The organism is bacterium, from assembly GCA_018814885.1.
GTDB lineage: Bacteria > Krumholzibacteriota > Krumholzibacteriia > LZORAL124-64-63 > LZORAL124-64-63 > JAHIYU01.
Genome location: JAHIYU010000094.1, coordinates 1 through 18,277, shown reverse-complemented (window position 1 = coordinate 18,277; position 18,277 = coordinate 1). Strand labels below are relative to the sequence as shown.

15 protein-coding genes are annotated in these 18,277 nt (G+C 65.1%); 1 reads left to right on the top strand and 14 read right to left on the bottom strand.

Annotation, left to right across the window (positions count from 1 at the left end; all coding sequences use genetic code 11):
- The 4 genes from KJ554_05885 to KJ554_05870 all read right to left on the bottom strand — a co-directional run.
- A partial coding sequence (locus tag KJ554_05885) for a (Fe-S)-binding protein (GenBank protein ID MBU0741869.1) occupies positions 1-1,357 on the bottom strand: 1,357 nt, incomplete at its 3' end.
- Positions 1,358-1,397: 40 nt separating this feature from the next.
- Positions 1,398-2,069 (bottom strand): hypothetical protein, encoded by a 672-nt coding sequence (locus tag KJ554_05880; GenBank protein ID MBU0741868.1) that lies wholly within the window; start codon positions 2,067-2,069, stop codon positions 1,398-1,400.
- A gap of 8 nt (positions 2,070-2,077) precedes the next feature.
- The gene (locus KJ554_05875) at positions 2,078-2,626 is read right to left on the bottom strand and encodes a macro domain-containing protein (protein MBU0741867.1); all 549 of its coding nucleotides are present in this window, start codon (positions 2,624-2,626) and stop codon (positions 2,078-2,080) included.
- A gap of 16 nt (positions 2,627-2,642) precedes the next feature.
- Positions 2,643-3,422 (bottom strand): excisionase family DNA-binding protein, encoded by a 780-nt coding sequence (locus KJ554_05870; protein ID MBU0741866.1) that lies wholly within the window; start codon positions 3,420-3,422, stop codon positions 2,643-2,645.
- Positions 3,423-3,666: 244 nt separating this feature from the next.
- Between KJ554_05870 and KJ554_05865 the strand changes: the two genes are divergently transcribed.
- Entirely contained in the window at positions 3,667-5,211 is a 1,545-nt protein-coding gene (locus tag KJ554_05865; protein ID MBU0741865.1) for an SLC13 family permease, read from the top strand.
- Positions 5,212-5,576: 365 nt separating this feature from the next.
- Here the strand turns inward: KJ554_05865 and KJ554_05860 are convergent, their stop codons facing one another.
- From KJ554_05860 to KJ554_05815, 10 genes are all read right to left on the bottom strand, one after another.
- Entirely contained in the window at positions 5,577-7,292 is a 1,716-nt protein-coding gene (locus KJ554_05860) for an FAD-dependent oxidoreductase (protein ID MBU0741864.1), read from the bottom strand.
- A gap of 206 nt (positions 7,293-7,498) precedes the next feature.
- Complete coding sequence (gene sat / locus KJ554_05855) at positions 7,499-8,695, bottom strand: sulfate adenylyltransferase (protein ID MBU0741863.1); 1,197 nt, start codon at positions 8,693-8,695, stop codon at positions 7,499-7,501.
- An 80-nt stretch (positions 8,696-8,775) separates the two neighbouring features.
- On the bottom strand, positions 8,776-10,023 hold the full coding sequence (gene qmoC, locus KJ554_05850) for a quinone-interacting membrane-bound oxidoreductase complex subunit QmoC (GenBank protein MBU0741862.1): 1,248 nt from the start codon (positions 10,021-10,023) through the stop codon (positions 8,776-8,778).
- A 12-nt stretch (positions 10,024-10,035) separates the two neighbouring features.
- Positions 10,036-12,288: a hydrogenase iron-sulfur subunit gene (locus KJ554_05845; GenBank protein ID MBU0741861.1), complete on the bottom strand. Its 2,253-nt coding sequence runs from the start codon at positions 12,286-12,288 to the stop codon at positions 10,036-10,038.
- Positions 12,285-13,541 (bottom strand): FAD-dependent oxidoreductase, encoded by a 1,257-nt coding sequence (locus KJ554_05840; protein MBU0741860.1) that lies wholly within the window; start codon positions 13,539-13,541, stop codon positions 12,285-12,287. Before KJ554_05840 ends, KJ554_05845 begins: the two co-directional genes overlap by 4 nt.
- Complete coding sequence (locus KJ554_05835) at positions 13,538-14,398, bottom strand: YkgJ family cysteine cluster protein (protein MBU0741859.1); 861 nt, start codon at positions 14,396-14,398, stop codon at positions 13,538-13,540. Before KJ554_05835 ends, KJ554_05840 begins: the two co-directional genes overlap by 4 nt.
- Positions 14,399-14,564: 166 nt before the next feature.
- Positions 14,565-16,442: an adenylyl-sulfate reductase subunit alpha gene (gene aprA / locus KJ554_05830; protein MBU0741858.1), complete on the bottom strand. Its 1,878-nt coding sequence runs from the start codon at positions 16,440-16,442 to the stop codon at positions 14,565-14,567.
- A 5-nt stretch (positions 16,443-16,447) separates the two neighbouring features.
- Positions 16,448-16,888: an adenylyl-sulfate reductase subunit beta gene (gene aprB, locus KJ554_05825; GenBank protein MBU0741857.1), complete on the bottom strand. Its 441-nt coding sequence runs from the start codon at positions 16,886-16,888 to the stop codon at positions 16,448-16,450.
- Positions 16,889-17,060: 172 nt separating this feature from the next.
- Complete coding sequence (locus KJ554_05820; protein MBU0741856.1) at positions 17,061-17,963, bottom strand: LysR family transcriptional regulator; 903 nt, start codon at positions 17,961-17,963, stop codon at positions 17,061-17,063.
- Between the two features lie 178 nt (positions 17,964-18,141).
- Positions 18,142-18,277: transposase (locus KJ554_05815; protein MBU0741855.1), on the bottom strand; the 136-nt coding region annotated here is incomplete at its 5' end.

Sequence of the window (18,277 nt, the reverse complement as noted above, 5' to 3'; positions counted from 1 at the left end):
TGATGGCGGCGACTTCCTCGGCGGGCGTCGGCACCGCCTCGACCGGGACCGGCTTCTCGACGACCAGCGCCTTCGCGACGAGATTCACGAGCTGGGTGACCTTCATGTCCAGCTTGTAGTGACGGATCACGTCCTGCAGGCCGTCCACGCAGTTGTGGCATGAAGTGACCACGATCTGCGCGCCGGTGGCCTCGAGCTGCTCCGCCTTGACCTTGCCCGACTTGAGGCGTCGCGGCGTGTACTCGGACATGGACATGGCGCCGCCGCCGCCGGTGCAGCAGTAGTTCTCCGCCCGGTTGGGATGCATCTCGCGGAAGTCCTCGCAGACCAGGCGCAGCAGCGCGCGCGGCTCCTCGGTCAGGCCGCAGCTGCGCGCGTTGTTGCAGGAATCGTGGAACGTCACGGGCGTCTTGTTCCTGCTCTTGTCCACCTTGATGCGCCCCTGCTCGATGTAGCGCAGCATGGTGTTCACCGAGCTCTCCATCTCGAAGTCGACGTCCATCTGGGCCCAGTTCTGGCCCTCGCAGCGGGTGGAGCGGTAGCCGTGGCCGCACTCGGAGATGACCAGCTTCCTGCCGCGCAGCGCCGAGGTCTTCTCGAACAGCCGGCGGGCCACGGAGCCGCCCAGGTCGTCGTCGCCGGAGAAGAGGCCGAAGTTGGTCATGTCCCAGCCCTCGCTGGGCATGGTCCAGTTCTCGCCGGCCTGGTGGAAGATCTTCGCGGCGTCCGAGATGGTGCGGGGGTCGTACTTGACCTCGCGCGGGTTGATGGAATAGACGACGTCCGCGTCCTCCTTGTCGATGGGGATGACGGCGCTCTCGTCGCCCAGCTCGTCCTGCATCTCCTCCGACAGCCAGTCGAGCGTCTCGAGATAGTCCTCCTTGAGCACGCCCATCTGGTTGCCGATCTCCCACTGGTCCTTGCTGACGACGGCCACGCCCTCCGGCATGACGCCGACCGACACCAGCAGGCCGCGGGCCATGCGGTTGAACGTCGCGTAGTCGACGCCCATGGGGCAGTTGAGGGAGCAGCGGCGGCAGTTCGTGCACTTGCCGAAGACGGTATCCTTCAGCGCCTCGAGATCCTCGTCCGAGGAGACGCTCTTGGCCTTGACCCACCACGGGACGACCCGCCCGGTCCAGTCGTAGTGACGCTTGAAGATCTTGCGGATCTGGTCCGCCTTGTAGGCGGGCGCGTAGGTGGGATCGCCCGGATTGGCCAGCACGTAATGGCACGAATCGGTGCACAGGCCGCAGTGCACGCAGCCGGCCAGGGAGCCGACGATCTGCCGGTTGAGCTTCTTGCCCATCCGCTCGATGACCTTCTGTGCGTTGTGGGAACGAGTGCGCTTGCTCATGATTGCTCCATTTGGCCGGATCGACGCTGTCGCGACCGCATCAGGACAGGCGCCTGAGCGGGAACACGCCGCGGTGGCCCAACGTCTTGCCCAGGTAGTAACGCGTGAACGGATAGTACAGGTAGTGCGAGATCTTGCTGAACGGCACGTACACGAGGAAGAACGCGGTCATGATGAAGTACGTCAGCAGCAGCCACTCGCCGCGGGCCGTCGAGTTGGGCACCGCGAGGAACGCGAAGCCGAACCAGGAGGTCAGCAGGAAGAGGGAGAAGAAGTCGTCCGGGGTGCTTATGGCGCGCATGTAGAGATTGCCGACACGGCGGAAGATCCGCATGACGCCGACCAGGAATGCGGCGCCGATCACGACCTGCAGCGCGACGACCAGCCCCCGCGAAGCCAGCAGGTGCGGGCCGTAGGGAATGACGAACGACAGGCCGATGGCCGCCACGACGCCCAGATGGAACACCACGAACTGCAGATAGAGGAACCACTTGGTGCGGGTGCTCTCCATGGCCCACGGCATGGCGACGTTGGCCCAGGAGTAGATGAATCCCTTGCGGGGATTCGTGTTCCCGAGCCCGGTGGCGGCCTGGCGTTCCTTGCCGGCCTTGAAGCGCAACAGCCATGTCAGGCGCAGCGCGTAGACGGCGGCCATGAACAGCAGCGCGCCCTCTTGCAGCCGGTGCTCGGCGAAATGCAGTAACTCGCTCATGGTTCTCCTCAGGCTTTCGCCGGCGCGGACGCCAGGGCCGAGAGTTGCGCCGCGAAGATCTTGTATTCGCGGCTGTCCAGCAGGCACACGACCACGGTCTCCAGCTTCGTCTCCTGGCAGAGGTAGTCCCTGATCGCCCGCAAGGTGATCTCGGCGCTGACCGGCAGCGGTACGCCGTAGAACCCCGCGCCCATGGCCGGAAACGCCAGGCCGGAGATACCCTGCGCCTCGGCCAGCTTGAGGCAATTCAGCACCGTGGTCCTCAGCTTGCCCTCGAGCTCCGGCTCCTGGAAGCGCGGCCCCGCAGCGTGCAGGATGTGATCGGCCTTGAGCCTGCCGGCCCCGCTGATCGCGACCCCGGTGGTCGCCAGCGGCGCGAGAGCGTCGAGTTCCGCCTGGATCGAAGGGCCGCCGCGCAGCGAGATGGCCGTCCCGAAACCCGACCCCAGTTGCAGATCGTGCTGGGCGTAGTAGACGAAGGCCTGGATCTCCAGATCGGTGATGTCCTGTTTGATCAGGCGGAGGGTGCTGTTGTTGACTCGCAGACTGTCGAGCATCTGGGTTTCTCCTTGGTCAGGCGACGGTATCCCCCTGCAGCTCCCGGTTGGCGGTGCCCTCGATGAACTCGCCGAGCTGATCCATGGTGAACGGCTTCTCGATCCAGCCGAAGACGTCCTGGGCGCAGTCTTCGGCCCAGTTGGCCTGTCGCGAGGTCAGGATGATCCGTGTGAAGGGGATCCGCGCGTCTTCGTTGAAGTGGCGACAGATGTCCTTCGTGCGGCTGATACCGAACGAGTAGTCCACGACGATGAAGTCGGGACGGAACTTCTCGATGACTGCTCCGCATTCGTACGCGCTCGACGCGATCTCGAGCCTCAGACCGGCGGCGGCGGCTTGCTCGACGAGATCGGACGTCCAGCCCCTGTTGCGGCTGACGATCAGGACGCTCCGGCGCTGGGCGTGGGTCAGCTGGTAGAACTCGCAATCCTCGCATCGCGACTGGCAGAAGAGCCGCAGGTGACCGAATTCCTCGGGGATGACGCGCATCTCGTAGCAGCGGCGCGCCTGGCTCTTGTAGGCCACGCATTCCTGACACTCGGTCCTGACGCCGTCGGGTCCCCCGTAGAAGGTCCAGCAGTATATGTAGCCGGGATCGACCACCGGCTCGCCGGACGTTTCGGCGGTCCGCTCCGCAGCGGGCAACAGGGCGTTCACGGCTTCGGCGGATATGCGGTTATGGCCGCCCGGAGTCCTGTGCGACGGGATCTTGCCGGCCTTGACCCACTTGAGAACCGTGTCGGCGGAAACCGACAAGAGCTTCGCAGCCTGCGTCGTGGTGTAGTAGCTTTTCAATCCGACACCTACAGCTCATTCTGAATATTCTGGGTTTTATGGATTATCGGCATAAGCGCCTGAATAGTCAAGTGGTTTTCTAGGACTTCCGGCGCGTCATTAATTTGATATCCATCTGATCGGAATCGATTATTGAGACGGGCTTGGCCTGGACTGCCGGATCGGTCTTATCGTTATCGACGCCTGGAAGTTACGTGTGCTAGGATCGTGCCCTCGGGAGCGGAGCACGGAAGGACGGTACGGAATGACCCACGGATCCGCTGACAGCGGGACGGCCGCATCCTCGAGCAGCGTCGGCAGAGACACCGCTCGACACGGCAGCCCGTCCGGACCGGCCCCTTTCTTCAAGAGGTTCGAAAAGCGCGAACTTTTCTTCATGATGCTCGGTCTGGGCATATTCGCGGCCATCATGCTCCTGCCCCCCCTGGAACCGGCGGTCGATCCCAACGGCGAGTCGTTCCCGCTGACGACCGAAGGCAAGGCGGCCCTGGCCCTGTTCTTCCTCGCGGCGACCTGGTGGGTCTTCGAGGTCATCCCCATCGGCGTCACCAGCATCACCATCGGCGTCGTGCAGGCGCTGTTCCTGATCCGGGAGCCGCGGGTCGCCTTCACCGACTTCATGGACCCGTCGGTGTGGTTCATCTTCGCCTCGCTTATCATCGGCATGGTCTTCACCAAGACGGGACTGACCCGGCGCCTGGCCTACAAGACGCTCTCGCTGGTGGGAGAGCGCACCAGCATGATCTACCTGGGCTGCTTCACGCTGACGTCGGCCTTGACGCTGATCATGGCGCATACCGCGGTCGCGGCGACCACCTTCCCCCTGCTGATGACGATCTACTCCCTGTACGACAGGGAGGGGAAACAGACCCGCTTCGGGAAGGGGCTCTTCATCGGCATGGCGTTCGTCGCCGGCGCGGGTAGCATCATCACGCTGCTCGGCGCCGCACGCGGCGCCGTGGCGCTCGGCTTCTACAAGAACATCACCGGCGAGGAGATCTCCTTCTTCGGCCTGACCTACTACATGCTGCCGATCGGCGCCGTGATGACCATCCTGCTCTGGCTGTTGATCATGATCCTCTTCAAGCCGGAGAAATCGACCATACCAGGCCTGACGGAGAAGGCACGGGAGCTGCACAGGCGGCTGGGACCGATCACGTCGACGGAGATCGCCGCCCTGCTGATCGTGTTCTCCTCGATCGCGGTGCTGGGGCTGCGTTCATTCGTGCCCGCCCTGGCCGGGCTGGACAAGTCGGCGGTGCTGCTAGTCACCACCCTCCTGTTCTTCGTCTTCAAGATCCTGACCCTGGAGGATCTGGAGGAGCTGCCCTGGAACATCATCCTGCTCTTCGGCGGCGCCATGAGCATCGGCTTCTGCCTCTGGCAGACCGGTGCCGCGAACTGGCTGGCCATCAACTGGCTGGTCACCTTCGAGAACGCCCACTGGTTCGTGTTCGTTTTGGCCATCTCCCTGTTCGTCCTGATCATGACCAACGCCATCATGAACGTCGCGGCGATCGCGATCACGCTGCCGGTGGCCCTGGTGCTGGCGCCGTACATGGGCGTGGCGCCGATGGTCATCCTCTTCGCCTCGCTGACCTGCGCGGGCATGCCTTTCCTGCTGCTGGTGGGTGCGGCGCCCAACGCCATCGCCTACGAGAGCAGGCAATTCACGTCCGGAGATTTCTTCAAGGCCGGCGTCCCGGCCAGCATCATGCTGCTCGTGGTGCTCGGCGTGTTCGTGAGATTCATCTGGCCCCTCATGGGGATGCCGATAACCGCGGGGTGAGGTTACTGTTCGTCTCGGGGAACGCGCTCCGGTCACCTCCTGTGCCCGGAGCGCTCGGCTTTCGGGCCCCTCCGACCTCCTTGTCTGCAGGGCCCTGCAGACGTCCCCGAGACAGAGGGGCTTCTCACTCCATGGTTATCTACATATGAGTGTCGATGGACTCACGAAACCCGAGACGAAGGGAGAATGCCATCTGGCTTCCTGAACCTGGCTGTAGACCTATGGGTAGAGATCCCTTGGCCTGGGGGTGTGTGCAGGCTCCCGGAGACACGGAGGTCGGAGGGAGCCGGAACCCAGGCGCGCCGGGTACATGATGTACCCGGCGCGCGTCCCCCAGGCCAGGGGGTCTCAACCCACAGGTCGGCCTACACCATGTCCAGGAACCCGCACGGACACTCCTCCGCGCATTTCTTGCAGCCGTTGCAGGTATCCAGGTTGATGGTGAAGAAGTCTCCGGGCCGCATGTTGGAGATCTTCTTGAAGCACCCCGGCGTGCAGTACATCCAGCACCGCTCGCAGCCGAAGCAGGAGCCGCAGGAGAAGCAGCGGGTGGTCTCCTCGATCGCCTGCGCGTCGGTAAGACCCTTGTCGATCTCCACGCGGGGATCGGCGAGACGCTCCGCGGGCGAAAGGACCGTTCGCTCCGCCCGCGGTTTCGCCTCGTAGTAATCCAGGATCAGCTTGTCCGGGCCGATATCGGGACCGTGGACGTCGGCCCTGGGCTGCTCGCCGCGCAGGGCGGCGTGCATGCTCGTGGCGGCCAGGCGGCCCTGGCCGATCGAGATGGTCGCCAGTCCCAGCGTGACGTTGTCGCCCCCGGTCCAGACCTTGTCGATCCCGGTGCGGCCCCACACGTCGGCTTCCATCCAGCCCGTCTCCTCGAAGGCGCCCAGACTGGACGTATCGGGCGACTGGCTGACAGCGGTGATGACGGTATCGCAGGGGATCTCGGTCAGCTTGCCCTCGATGGGCACGGGGCGGCGGCGACCGGAGTCGTCGGGTTCGCCCAGCTCCATGTGCTGGACCACCATCTTGACGACCTTGCCGTCCCCGTCCCGGATCATCTTGGCCGGAGCGGCCAGGTACTCGATCTTGATGTCCTCCTCGAGGGCCTCCTCGATCTCGCGTTCGATGGCCGGCATCTCGTCGCGCGTGCGGCGGTAGAGGATCGTCACGTTGGAGCCCATGCGTCGGGAGACCCCGGCCGCGTCGTGCCCCAGGCGCAGGGTCACGCGCGCCGCGTCGATGGCGGTGTCGCCGCCGCCGATCACGATCACGTTCTCCCCCACCGCGGGACTCTCGCCGGCGTTGGCCATGCGGAGGAACTCGGTGCCCGTGTAGACGCCCTCGCCCTCCTCGCCGGGACAGCCCAGCTTGCGCCCCTGGTGGGCGCCGATGCCGACGAATACGGCGTCGTAGTCCTTCTTGAGGTCCTCGAAGGAGATGTCCTTGCCGACGGTCACGCCGCACTTGATCTCCACGCCCAGATCGGCTACGCGCTGGTACTCGGCGTCGATGATCTCGCGGGGCAGGCGGTACTCGGGAATGCCGTAGCGCAGCATGCCGCCGACCTTGGGCAGGCTCTCGAACATGGTCACCCGATAGCCGCGGCGGGCCAGCTGGTAGGCGCAGGACAGGCCGGAGGGGCCGGAGCCGACCACGGCGATCTTCTCGTCGAAGGGGCCGCCGACGTCCAGGGTCGGGGCCTTCAGGCCGTGCTCGATGCCGAAGTCGCCGAAGAAGCGCTCCACGGAATTGATGGCGACGGCGCCGTCCTTCTCGTAGCGGTTGCACCCGACCTCGCAGGGATGGGGACAGACGCGCCCCATGATCGAGGGCATCGGGTTGGTCTCCATCTCGATCAGCCAGGCCTTCTCACAGGCCTCGTCGATGCTGAGACCGAGCTTCTCGCGCTGGGCGATGGTGATCAGCCAGCTCCGGATATCGTTGCCGCTCGGGCAGGCCTTGATGCACGGAGGAAACTTCTCGACCGCTTGCGGGCGGTAGGGAGACTGCTCGCCGCCGGCGCCGCCGTGAATCTTCAGCGGTTTCTTCTTCTTGTCTTTGTTGAGGAGACCCATGTCCTACCTGCACCCTTTCTCGGCCGGTTGGCCTGGTCCGAAGCTGTCGCGTGCATCAAAACTAGGCTCAGGAAACGCCGTTTTCAAAAAAAACCTGTCGGTTCCTCCCCTTCGACCCTGGCGAAGGTCGGAGCATCGACGCCCGGGACCGACCATCGGTCCCGGGCGTCGCGAGAACCCTATTCAGGACGTCCGTCCGGGCCCGGCTACTTGGCCGCCTCGCTCTGGTAGTAGCCCATCAGGATCTTGGCCACCTCCGGACGCGCGAACTCGGGCGGCAGGGGCGTGCCGGCGGCGAGCATCTCGCGGACCTTGGTGCCGCTCAGGAAGACGAAGTCCTCCTTCTTGTGGCCCTCGGGGGCCTCGCGCATCATGATCACCTCGCCCACCACGTTGGACCAGGCGGTGTGGTCGGCCTCGAAGATCTCGATCTTCAGCTGGCCCTTGACCATGTCGGTGTGGAAGATCTCCTGGGCCTCGAAGGCGCCGTAGTAGTCGCCCACGCCGGCGTGGTCGCGACCGACGATCAGGTGCGTGCAGCCCATGTTCTGGCGGAACAGCGCGTGCAGCACGGCCTCGCGAGGGCCGCTGTACAGCATGTCGAAACCGTAGCCGGTGATCTCGACGGTGTTGGCCGGGAAGTAGAGCTCGGCCATCTTGCGGATCGCGGCGTCGCGCACGTCGGCGGGGATGTCGCCCTTCTTGAGCTTGCCGAGCAGCATGTGGATCACCGCGCCGTCCGCGCCGACCCTGTCCATCGCGATGCGCACCAGCTCCTCGTGGGCGCGGTGCATCGGATTGCGGGTCTGGAAGGCCACGACCTTCTTCCAGCCGTGCTTCGCGATCAGATCGCGGATCTGGGTCGCGGTACGGAAGGTGTCCGGGAATTCCTTGGCGAAGTAGGAGTAGTTCAGCACCTGGATATCGCCGCTGATGAAGAACTTGCCCGTCGAGTTGAAGGCGGCGACGCCGGGGTGGGCCGGGTCGTCTGTGCCGTAGGCCTGCTTGGTCATCGTCGCCATCTGTGCGTCGGTGGCCTCGTCGATCGAGGAGATGTCCTGGATCGCGATCACCGGGTTGCCGTCGACGTTGGGGTCGAGCAGGGCGATGCGCTTGGCGTTGCCGATGCCCGAGGCGTCGGGAACGACGTTGACGATCGGGGTGGGGAAGAACAGTCCGGCGGCGGTCTTCATGCCCTTGCAGACCGACAGTGCGTCGGCCAGGCTCATGAAACCGGTCAGCGGGTTGAAGTAGCCACTGCCCATCATCACGGCGTTGGCCGCCGCCTGGGAGCACACCAGCAGCTTGGGAAGGCCCTCGGCCTCCTTCAGCAGCTTGGCGCGTTTCGCATCATCCGCAACATAGAGGGGGTTCAGCGTCTCGGAACCATGCGGCTTAATCATGAATAACAACCTCCACGGGTTTTGTTCTGCTGCAGCCTCGGCTCGATCGGGTCTCCCGCGACGAAGCCGAGATTATCCACTCAATCCGACAGCGGGGTCCCTTCCCCGCTCGCCGCGGCGACCGGCGTCACCATGCGTTCGTGCACCATCGCCAGGGAGCGATAGACCATGTGGGAGAACTTGGAGTAGGGGAACGTCAGGAACAGGCACAGGACCGCGCCCAGATGCACGACGTAGAGACCGACCGCCAGCGCCGGCGGGAAGGCGAAGGCGCCGATCTCGGTCAGCGTGCCGGTGGCGATGACCAGCACGACGACCGAGAGGAAGAAGGTGTCGAACGCCTTCGAGATGCCGGCCCGGTCGGCGTTGCCCAGCCTGTTGACGACCATCCAGATCCCGCCGACCACCAGCAGGACGGCGGAGATGTTGCCCAGGATCTTGTACGGATGCGCCTGTTCCAGGGGCAACGGCGTGCCCGTCACGTACATCGCGACGATCAGCAGGGCCGAGGTGAGCGCGGCGCCCACGAAGCCCCAGAGCACGCCGAAATGCGCCCAGCGCCTGGATGACGTCGCACCGCAGCTGCCGAAGCGCTTGTGCGACGCGATCTCGCCGAGCACGGGTATCAGGTGCGCAAGCATGGAGCCCGATCGCTTCCTGTTCCGTCCGAGCAGCTTCCAGAAACGCACGCCGCTCGCGATGATCGCGATGAGCACCAGCGCCGCGGTCGTGAAGTAGGTGCCGTAGATCAGCTTGTGGGGCACGAACTCCTCGTAGACCAGGCGCGTCTCCCCGCCGGTCACGACGTTCCCGTGCGACCCGCTCTCGGCCGCGTACGCCTCGTCCACGAACGATACGTTCGCCGAGGCGTGGATGATCTTCTCGTTGGTCGGCTCCGGCACCTCCAACCCGTTGGTCACGCCGATGAGCGCGATCCAGAAGAGTATTGGCAGCCCCAGCAGCAACGGCCAGGTCCTGGCGGCGTTGCCCACCAGCTTGCCCATGAAACCGGGCGTCGCCAGCCTTTCGACGGCCAGCGCCCGGATCGATTGCATCACGTCGCCGGGTTTCGCGTCCCGCGGGCAGCGCGCGTTGCAGTCGTTGCACTGATGGCAGAGCCAGACGCCCGGATCCATCGCCAGGTCGTCGCCGAGGCCCCACTGGGATCGCAACATCTGCTGCCGGGGAAACAACGCGTTGTTGGTGGTCAACTCGCAGACGCTCGTGCAGGTGGCGCACTGGAAGCAGCGGGCCGCGGTGTCGCCGCCCCGCTTCCGGAGACCGGCACGGAATTCGGACGAAGGCAGTATTGCGGTTTGCGGTGCCATGGTCACCTTCTCCTAGAAGCCCTTGTAGGGATTGGGGCCCACTTCCTCGATGGTCTCCAGGAACTCGTCGAAGATCTCGGGGATCCTGGCGTATTCGTTGCGGGCGAGCTCGACGATCCTCACCCGATCGGATTCCAGCGTGAGCCGGTCGAGGGTCTCCTGGACGTTCGTCATCCTGCGATCGGCGAGCTCGGAGCCGCGGATGTAGTGGCACTGGTAGTCGTCGCCCTTCTTGCAGCCGATCAGGATGATGCCGTCGATGCCGCTGGAGAGGGAGTCGGCTATCCAGACGACGTTTACCGCGCCGAGACAGCGTACCGGGATGACGCGGACCCAGGGATTCCACCGGAGCCCGCGCCTGGCCGCCTCGTCGAGGGCGGGCAGCGCGTCGTTCTCGCAGAGGAAGGCGAGCACGCGTGGTTTCTCCTCTTCCTCGTCGGGCACCTCCATGGCCTTGATCATGTCGGCCACGGAGCCCACCGAGTAGTCGGGGAAGTTGATGATGCGCTCCGGGCACGAGCCGAGGCAGATGCCGCAACGCCGGCAGCGGAGCTGGTTGTATTCCGGCGTTCCCTTCTCGTCCTCGTTGATCGTGCCGAAGGGGCATTCCTCGGTGCAGCGCTTGCACTGGGTGCAGCGCTGGAGCGAGAACTCGGGCACCGAAATGTCGCCGGCCCGCGGGTGCACGGCCTCGCCCCTGGCCGCCATCTCGAGGCACTGCACGGCCTTCATGGCGGCGCCGAGGCCGTCTTCTGCGGCCTGGGCGGGATCCATCGGGGCGCGCACGGAGCCGGCTGCGTAGATGCCGGTGCTACGCGTCTCGTAGGGGAAGCAGATGTAGTGCGAGTCGTTGAAATCGTAGCGCAGCGCCGGCAGGTCCGGTCCCTGGCGGTATTTGAGGTTCAGGATCTCGGTGCCGTCGAAGCGTGCGTGACTGTCGACGGTCTTCCGGGCCGCCGCGACCTGCGTTTCCGATTCGTTCTTGTCGATGACCGCCCGGGCGTCCCGTAGCAGGCGGATGGATTCGCCGTCGGCCGAGTTGGGCACGAGGCCCGTGGCCAGCACGACCATGTCGGCCTCGAGGATCGCCGCGTCGCCGAGCAGGCTGTCGCGCAGCCGGACCGAGAGCCGGCCGTCGCCGCCGGCCTCGACGCCGTCGACCTCGCCGCGGGCGAACAGGCTGCCGGGCAGTTCCTGGACGCCGAGGTAGAAACGCTCCAGTTGACCCGGCGCGCGAAGGTCGCGGTAGATCACCGCGGTCTCCACCCCGGGGAAGTCGCGATGGATCGCCGCCACCTGCTTGAGCGTGGTGCTGCAGCACTCGCTCGAGCAGTACGGCAGGTGCTCGGGGTCGCGGGACCCGGCGCACTGCACGAACACCACCCGCTCCGGCGGCTTGCCGTCGGAGGGGCGCGCCAGCCGCGGCTCGACGAGCATGGCCTCGAGTTCGTGCGCGGTCACCACGTCGGGGGACGCGCCGTAGCCGAGGTGGGACAGCTTGTTCGCATCGTAGGGACGCGCGCCCGTGGCCTGCACGATCGCGCCGACCTGCAGCGTCTCGGCGCCGGCGGGACCCGCCAGTTCCACCTCGAACTGACCGGGTTGACCGACGATCTTCTGCGTCCTGTGGGACTTGAGAACCCTGATGTCGGGATGGGCTTCGACCGCCTCGACGAGCCGGCCGATCTCGTTGGGGTGGACGGTGTCGTAGGGAGGACGCTCCGGGACCACGTCCTTCATCCTGGCGACGTGTCCGCCCAGGGAGCCCGTCGCCTCGACCAGCACGACCGGATGGCCCATGCCCGCGGCCGCCTTCGCGGCCTCCAGGCCGGCGAGACCGCCGCCCACGACCATCACCCGCCGGTCGATCGTCTCGTCGAGCGGTTGGGGCGTGGACACCCTCGCCGCCCGCGCCACGCCCATGCGCAACAGGTCCTCCGCCAGCAGCTGCGTATCTTCCTCGCCGTGAGGCTGGCACCACGCCACCTGCTCGCGCAGGGAGACGCGCTCGGTGAAAACCTTCGTCCGGTCGAAGTCGAACTCCTCGATCTTGGCTCGATGCGAGCAGGCCCCGATGACGACGCCGTCCACGCTGCCGTCGTCGATGGCGCTCTGGATCGCCGCCACGCCCTCGGGCGAGCACAGGCAGGGATGTGTCGCGAAACTGGAGGCCCCCGCCTCGTCGGTCACATCCTCGAAACCTGCCACGTTCACCGCCGCGCCGATGTCGCAGCCGGTACAGACGAAAACGCCCACCTGCTTCATATTGCACTCCCTATCGCTGCCACGCTGGCCTTCGCCGCCGCACCCGTTGCATCCCTCACCGAGGCGGCGACGTCCTCGGGGCGTCTCGCCACACCGGTCACGAACAGACTGGATTCGAGATTGTCCAGGCCGAAGCCGTCCTCGTCGGCGAGCACGTCGAAGGGCGGATTGCCGCCGCTCAGGTTGGAGACCATGCCGGTGGCCAGCACCACCAGATCGGCCTTCTCCTCGAGCAGCCTGCCCGACTCGACATCCTCCACCCGCAGGACGAGCTCCTTGCCCGGGCCCCGCGCGATCTTGCCGACCTTGCCCTTGACCAGCCTGACGCCGTCCATGCCGGCCACGCGCGTCAGCATGTCCTCGTTGCGTCCCGGCGTGCGGCGGTCGATGTAGTAGATCGTCACTTCGCTCTCGGGAAGCTGCTCGCGGACGTAGATCGCCTGCTTGAGCGAGGCCAGGCAGCAGACCGCGGAGCAGTACGGCAGGTGGTTCACGTCGCGGGAGCCGGCACACTGCACGAAGGCCACGCGCTTGGGCGCCTCGCCGTCGGACGGACGCAGGATCTTGCCGCCGGTGGGGCCCGCGGGGGCGACCAGCCGCTCCATGACCACGTTGGCGATGACGTCCTGCAGCACGCCGCCGCCGAGTTCCGACAGGTTCTCCAGCGGATAGGGATGCCAGCCCGTGGCCAGCACGACCGAGCTCACGGTCAGGGTCCGTTCCGTCTCGACGGCGGCGAGGTCGATCGCGTCGAACTTGCACGCATCGACGCAGGCCGTGCAGCCGTCGGGACAGGCGTCCCGGTCGATCGCGTAGCGCGCTGGCCAGGCGTCCAGATGCGGCAGGCGTATCGCCGGCACTTCCGCCAGGCCCATGTTGAAGGGATCGGGGACCTTGGTCGGGCAGGCCTCGGCGCACTCGTCGCACGCGGTGCAGCGGGAGTTGACGTATGCGGGCGAGAGCCTGAGGGTCACCGACCACCGGCCGCCGTCGCGGGTCGCCGCGCCCACGGTCGCACCGGTGAGGACGCGGATGCGCGGATTGCGCTCCAAGCGGCGCGTGTTGAGCTCCATGCCGCAGCTGGGCGGACAGAGCTTGGGGAAGTAGTTGTGGCTGCGCAACACGCGTCCGCCGATCGAGGGCTCTCGCTCGACCAGTATGACTTCCTGGCCCGCTTCCGCCGCTTCGAGGGCGACGGTCACGCCGGCGATTCCCGCTCCGACGACCATGATGGGTGATGTCGATGCGTTCATGATTCCCTTTCCATTGTTGCGCCGGTGGCCGCCTGCGTCGCGCTGTCCGTCGGCGTCATCGTGGGCTCGGCGAAGAGCGCGTAGCGAAGCCAGCGGAAGGCGAAGCGGAGCAGGGCCTCGTCGTCGGTCCGCAGTTGCTCGACGAGTCCGTCTTCCAGCTCGAAACGCTTGGTGAACGTGGAATCGAAGATGAACCTGCGGAAGGAATCGAGGTCGTAACAGGCCGTGTAGAACATCTCCATGCGCTTGGGATCCAGCTGCCGCGTGCCGCCGATGAACCAGGGATGGGAGACGATCTCGCGGAAACCGGCCTCGAGATCTTCCTGTTCCTCGAGCCCCTGATCGGCTTTCCAGCTCTCGCAGGTCCACGTCTGTGGTTCGCCGTGCCCGTGGCAGATCTCGTCCTCGAAGAGGAAGTGGACCGGTTCGGGCTCCACGCCCGCCCGGGCCGGCGGGATCGCCATGCCGACCGGGTACATGCGGCACGACCAGGGCCGGTCCTCGTAGATGGTGCAGCCGTCCTTCCCGACGAAGTCGCAGCGCCTGTCGGGCTCCGCGCCCATCTTGAGCATGACCACGGGAAGATGCAGATCCTTGGTGACGGGCATCTGGGTATGCTCATCCAGGAAATCGCCGGTGGCGATCCCGAGCCTGCGCGCCAGGCGCAGGACGTCGACGGGCGTCAACAGGATGTTGATGTCCGCGCAACAGTGGGTGAAGCACGCGAGCCCCTTGTGGCACCCGAAGCTGAACGTCTCGCCCGCCGCCAGCCGCCGCCGGTCCTTCAACAGGTCGGGAACCTGCGACTGCTGCGTCCCGGGCGCGGGATCCGGGAAGTCTTTCCGTGTGTTCGTCATGTCCTGCTCCGATCCTGTGTTCCGCGCGGTACGGAGATGTCTCCGGCGCGCCGGGGTCGGGATGAGCGAGAGGCCCCAGGCGGACTTGCACCTAGGGCCTCCCTCACCGCATTAACCGCCGTGCAGTTCTGCGTGTCGATCTCCGACAAGGCCAGAGATCCTCCGACTATTTGAAGACGTGTACGATGGGCACCTTCTTGAAGGTCCACTCGCTGGACGCCTTGTCGTACTTGCCGTTGACGAAGACGCTCCAGTTGTCGTTGTCCATCTTCGGCGTGTCGCTCCGGAAGTAGTAGCCCGGCCAGCGGGTCTCCTCGCGGAACAGCATCGCACGGACATGCGCCTCGGCCTGATAGCTGCGGTGGATGTTCTCCCAGCAGCGCATCAGCTCGTGCAGGTCCTTGGCGGCCAGGTTTTCCGAATCCTCGTGCAGGAGCTCGAGCAGTACGAGCGCCCGCTCGAGGTTGGGCTTCGACGTGGTGAACTGGGCCGTCACGCCGCCCGCGTACTCGTCCATGAGCTTCTGCATGCGCTGCATGAACGACTTGGGCAGGATGTAGGCCGGGTTGACGTCGCCCTGGGTCGACTTGTCCTGGTTCTCCGCGTAGATCTTCAGGGGCCTGAGGATGCGTTCCTTCAGGGCCGCGATCTCGCTCTCGGCGTACTTGATCCCGTCGTGCTTCTCCTTGACCACGTATCGCACGGCGGCCTTGCCGGCGATGCGGCCCTCGGCATGGGAGCCGGAGGAGAACTTGTGGGAAGAGGCGCCGGAAGCGTCGCCAGCGGCGAAGAGGCCTTTCACCGTGGTCATGTTCTCGTAGCCCCAGAAGTACTCGGGGGGAGCCAGATCCTCGGGACCGGATACCCAGGCGCCGGAAGCGCCGGAGTGGGAACCGATGAAGTAGGGCTCGGCCGCGGCGATCTCCGAGGGGCTCTCCTCGGGCTGGATATTGGTCGCAGCCCACAGGATCGCCTGGGCGATCGTCATGTCCAGGAAGTCCTCCCACGCCTCGGACTCGAGTTCCTTCAGCTTCTTCTTGGCCTTCTTGGGGTCGGTCTCGCTCGCGGCGATCTTCTGGATGGCCTCGGCCGTCTGCATGTAGATCGGGCCCTTGCCTTCCATCACGTCGAGCATCATCAGGTAGTTGCGCAGGTTCGCGGGCACGGGCTTGACTGCGCCGTACGGCTTCCAGTTCTCCAGCTCGGACCGACGCTCCACCATGTAGTTGCCGCCCAGCGCGTTGGTCGCGGTGGCCTTGAACAGCAGGAACCACGCACCGACGGGACCATAGGCGTCCTTGAAGCGCACGGGGATGAAGCGAACTTCCTGACAGGTCATCTCGGCGCCGGCCTGGATCGTGAAGTAGGCCGAGGCACCGGAGTTGAACGGCGGGTACCAGGCGCGGCCGGCGCCCTCACCCGACGAACGGGGCTTGAACACGCCCACGGCGCCGCCCATGGCGGCCAGGACGGCCTTCGCCTTGAAGACGTAGAACTTGTTCTCGCGGACCGAGAAACCGACGGCGCCGACGCAGCGGTCGCCATCCATCAGCGGATGGGTGATGAACACGCGCTCGTAGATGTTGTCGGTGCCCAGGGCGTTCTTGGCGGCCTCGGCGACGATGATCTTGTAGGATTCGCCGTTGATCATCAGCTGCCAGCGGCCCTCGTGCACGTATCCGCCCTTGTCGTCCGTCCAGATGGGCAGTCCCCACTTCTCGAACAGATGCACGGACGAATCCACGTGGCGGGCGATGTTGGCAACCAGGTCCTCGCGGGTGATGCCCATCAGGTCGTTGCGCACGTAGTTGACGTAATCATTGATTGTATTCTCGCCGTCCTTGAGGCCGACGTACTGGTTGATGGCGGACAGGCCCATGGCCACGGCGCCGGAGCGGTCCATGGCGGCCTTGTCGACCAGGGTCACCTTGACTTTGTTCTTCTTGCCCCAGTAGGCGGCCTCGACCGCGGCGCCGCAAGCGGCCATGCCGCCGCCCAGGATCAAAAGATCGGTCTGGACTTCTACGGTCTCGAACTCCTTCATGGCTGCTACCTTCCCTTCGTCCAGAGTTCAGACAACCCGTTGGATTCGGGCTCGGTGTACAGAACCGGTCCATCGAGGTCGGGAGCGTTGTCCCAGCCGCCGCTGGGCACGGCTTCGCCTTCGGGAGTCGTGCGGATGGGGAACTTGAAGCGCTTGATGTTGCCGTTGCGGAACTTGACGGTCCACATGATGCTGTCGGTCGAGCGCATGGGCACCACCGAAGCGCCCATGGGCACGAAGTCCGCGTAACCGCGCACGTCGATGGCGCTCGTGGGGCAGATCTTCACGCAGCACATGCATTCCCAGCACTGTGACGGATCCTGATTGAACGCCTTCATCTTGTCCTTGTCCAGGACCATGAGGTCGTTCGGACAGATGTACTGGCAGGCGGTCTTGTCGAGCGCCTTGCATCCGTCACACTTGTCCGGAATCACAAAACTTGGCATTAAGGGCACCTCCTAAAATCGATTCATGGGAGCCGAATTACCTGCCGCTGGAACTCCAAGCTGCAATTTCATATCTGCCGCCGATCAGATCAACGCGAAACTTTATATCCTACCCATAAAGAACTTTTTGTATCAGTTGACAGGTGCATATATCGCCGTGCGGGGGCGGGGGTCATATATCTTCTTTATCGACGCAGCCCTTCCAGGCCGCCCCGTGGGCCCTCAACTCGCTCAGGAAGGCGGCCACCGCCGGCGTCGGCTCGACCTGTTTCCAGGTGACCAGCACGATGCGCCGGGTCAGCGGGGGCACGATCTGGATCCGGTCGAAGGTCCCCAGCGGCCGTCCTTCGCAGGCGATGCCCCGGCTGGTGACCATATCCGGGAGAAAGGCGACGCCCAGGCCGGCCTCGACCATCTCGCGGACGGTTTCGACGTTATCGGTCGAGACGACGGTCTCGACGCTGACGCCCAGCTTGACCAGGTGGTCGCGTACGATCTGCCCAGTCGGATTTTCCGGGGTCAGGGAGGCGAAGGGCTGGCCGTCAAGTTCCTCGGGGCGTATCGACTTGCGCCCGAAGAAGGGGTGCGAGCGGCCGCAGACCAGCGAAACGTTCTCCTCGAAGATGATCTCGTGCCGCAGCCGCCGGTCCGGCTGGGGGTTCGCCACCAGGGCCACGTCCACCCGATTGGCCAGGAGCGCTTCGGTGATCTCGTAGGAATTGCGGTACAGGACGGTCGGACGGGCCGAGGGATGCTTCTTGCGCATGCTCTGCAGGATCGCGGGCAGGAAGTAGATGCCGACGCTGTTCACCGTGCCGATGCGCACCTCGCCCGCCACGCCGTCGGAAAGGCGTTCCAGGGCCTGATGGGCCTGGTGCACGGCCTCCTCTATCTTGAGCGCGTGCTGGTAGAGCACCCGTCCCGCTTCGGTTGGGCTGATGCCGCGCGACAGGCGATAGAAGAGCGGCATGCCCAGATCGGCCTCGAGCAGCTTGATCTGATAGGAAATAGCCGGCTGGGTCATGTGCAACCGGGTCGTCGACCGGTTGAAGCCGCCTTCTTCCACGACGGCCATGAAGCACCGAAGCTGACGAAGTTCCACCGCAAGACCTACCCTGAAAGCGCTTCCCGGCCATCCGGACCACGAGACCACCATGTCATAAAAGTATCCTATCCGAAGACAGGATCTCCTCTGCCTCGATTTTATCACCCATATTCCGATTTGATCTTCCGGTGTCAAGGAATTTTAAGGCTCATCCGGCTGAAGCGTAGTTGGCCTCGTGCAGGGCATAGATCTTTAGCTTGAAGAACTCGGGGTCACGGAAGCCATAGGCTTGCCTCTGCATGAGTTTGATTTTGGTGTTTGTTCCCTCCAGGGCGGCGGTCGAG

Coding starts and splice junctions, on each gene's coding strand:
- KJ554_05880 (MBU0741868.1), bottom strand. CDS start 2,069: ATGAGCGAGTTACTGCATTTCGCCGAGCACCGGCTGCAAGAGGGCGCG.
- KJ554_05875 (MBU0741867.1), bottom strand. CDS start 2,626: ATGCTCGACAGTCTGCGAGTCAACAACAGCACCCTCCGCCTGATCAAA.
- KJ554_05865 (MBU0741865.1), top strand. CDS start 3,667: ATGACCCACGGATCCGCTGACAGCGGGACGGCCGCATCCTCGAGCAGC.
- KJ554_05860 (MBU0741864.1), bottom strand. CDS start 7,292: ATGGGTCTCCTCAACAAAGACAAGAAGAAGAAACCGCTGAAGATTCAC.
- sat (MBU0741863.1), bottom strand. CDS start 8,695: ATGATTAAGCCGCATGGTTCCGAGACGCTGAACCCCCTCTATGTTGCG.
- qmoC (MBU0741862.1), bottom strand. CDS start 10,023: ATGGCACCGCAAACCGCAATACTGCCTTCGTCCGAATTCCGTGCCGGT.
- KJ554_05845 (MBU0741861.1), bottom strand. CDS start 12,288: ATGAAGCAGGTGGGCGTTTTCGTCTGTACCGGCTGCGACATCGGCGCG.
- KJ554_05840 (MBU0741860.1), bottom strand. CDS start 13,541: ATGAACGCATCGACATCACCCATCATGGTCGTCGGAGCGGGAATCGCC.
- KJ554_05835 (MBU0741859.1), bottom strand. CDS start 14,398: ATGACGAACACACGGAAAGACTTCCCGGATCCCGCGCCCGGGACGCAG.
- aprA (MBU0741858.1), bottom strand. CDS start 16,442: ATGAAGGAGTTCGAGACCGTAGAAGTCCAGACCGATCTTTTGATCCTG.
- aprB (MBU0741857.1), bottom strand. CDS start 16,888: ATGCCAAGTTTTGTGATTCCGGACAAGTGTGACGGATGCAAGGCGCTC.
- KJ554_05820 (MBU0741856.1), bottom strand. CDS start 17,963: ATGGCCGTCGTGGAAGAAGGCGGCTTCAACCGGTCGACGACCCGGTTG.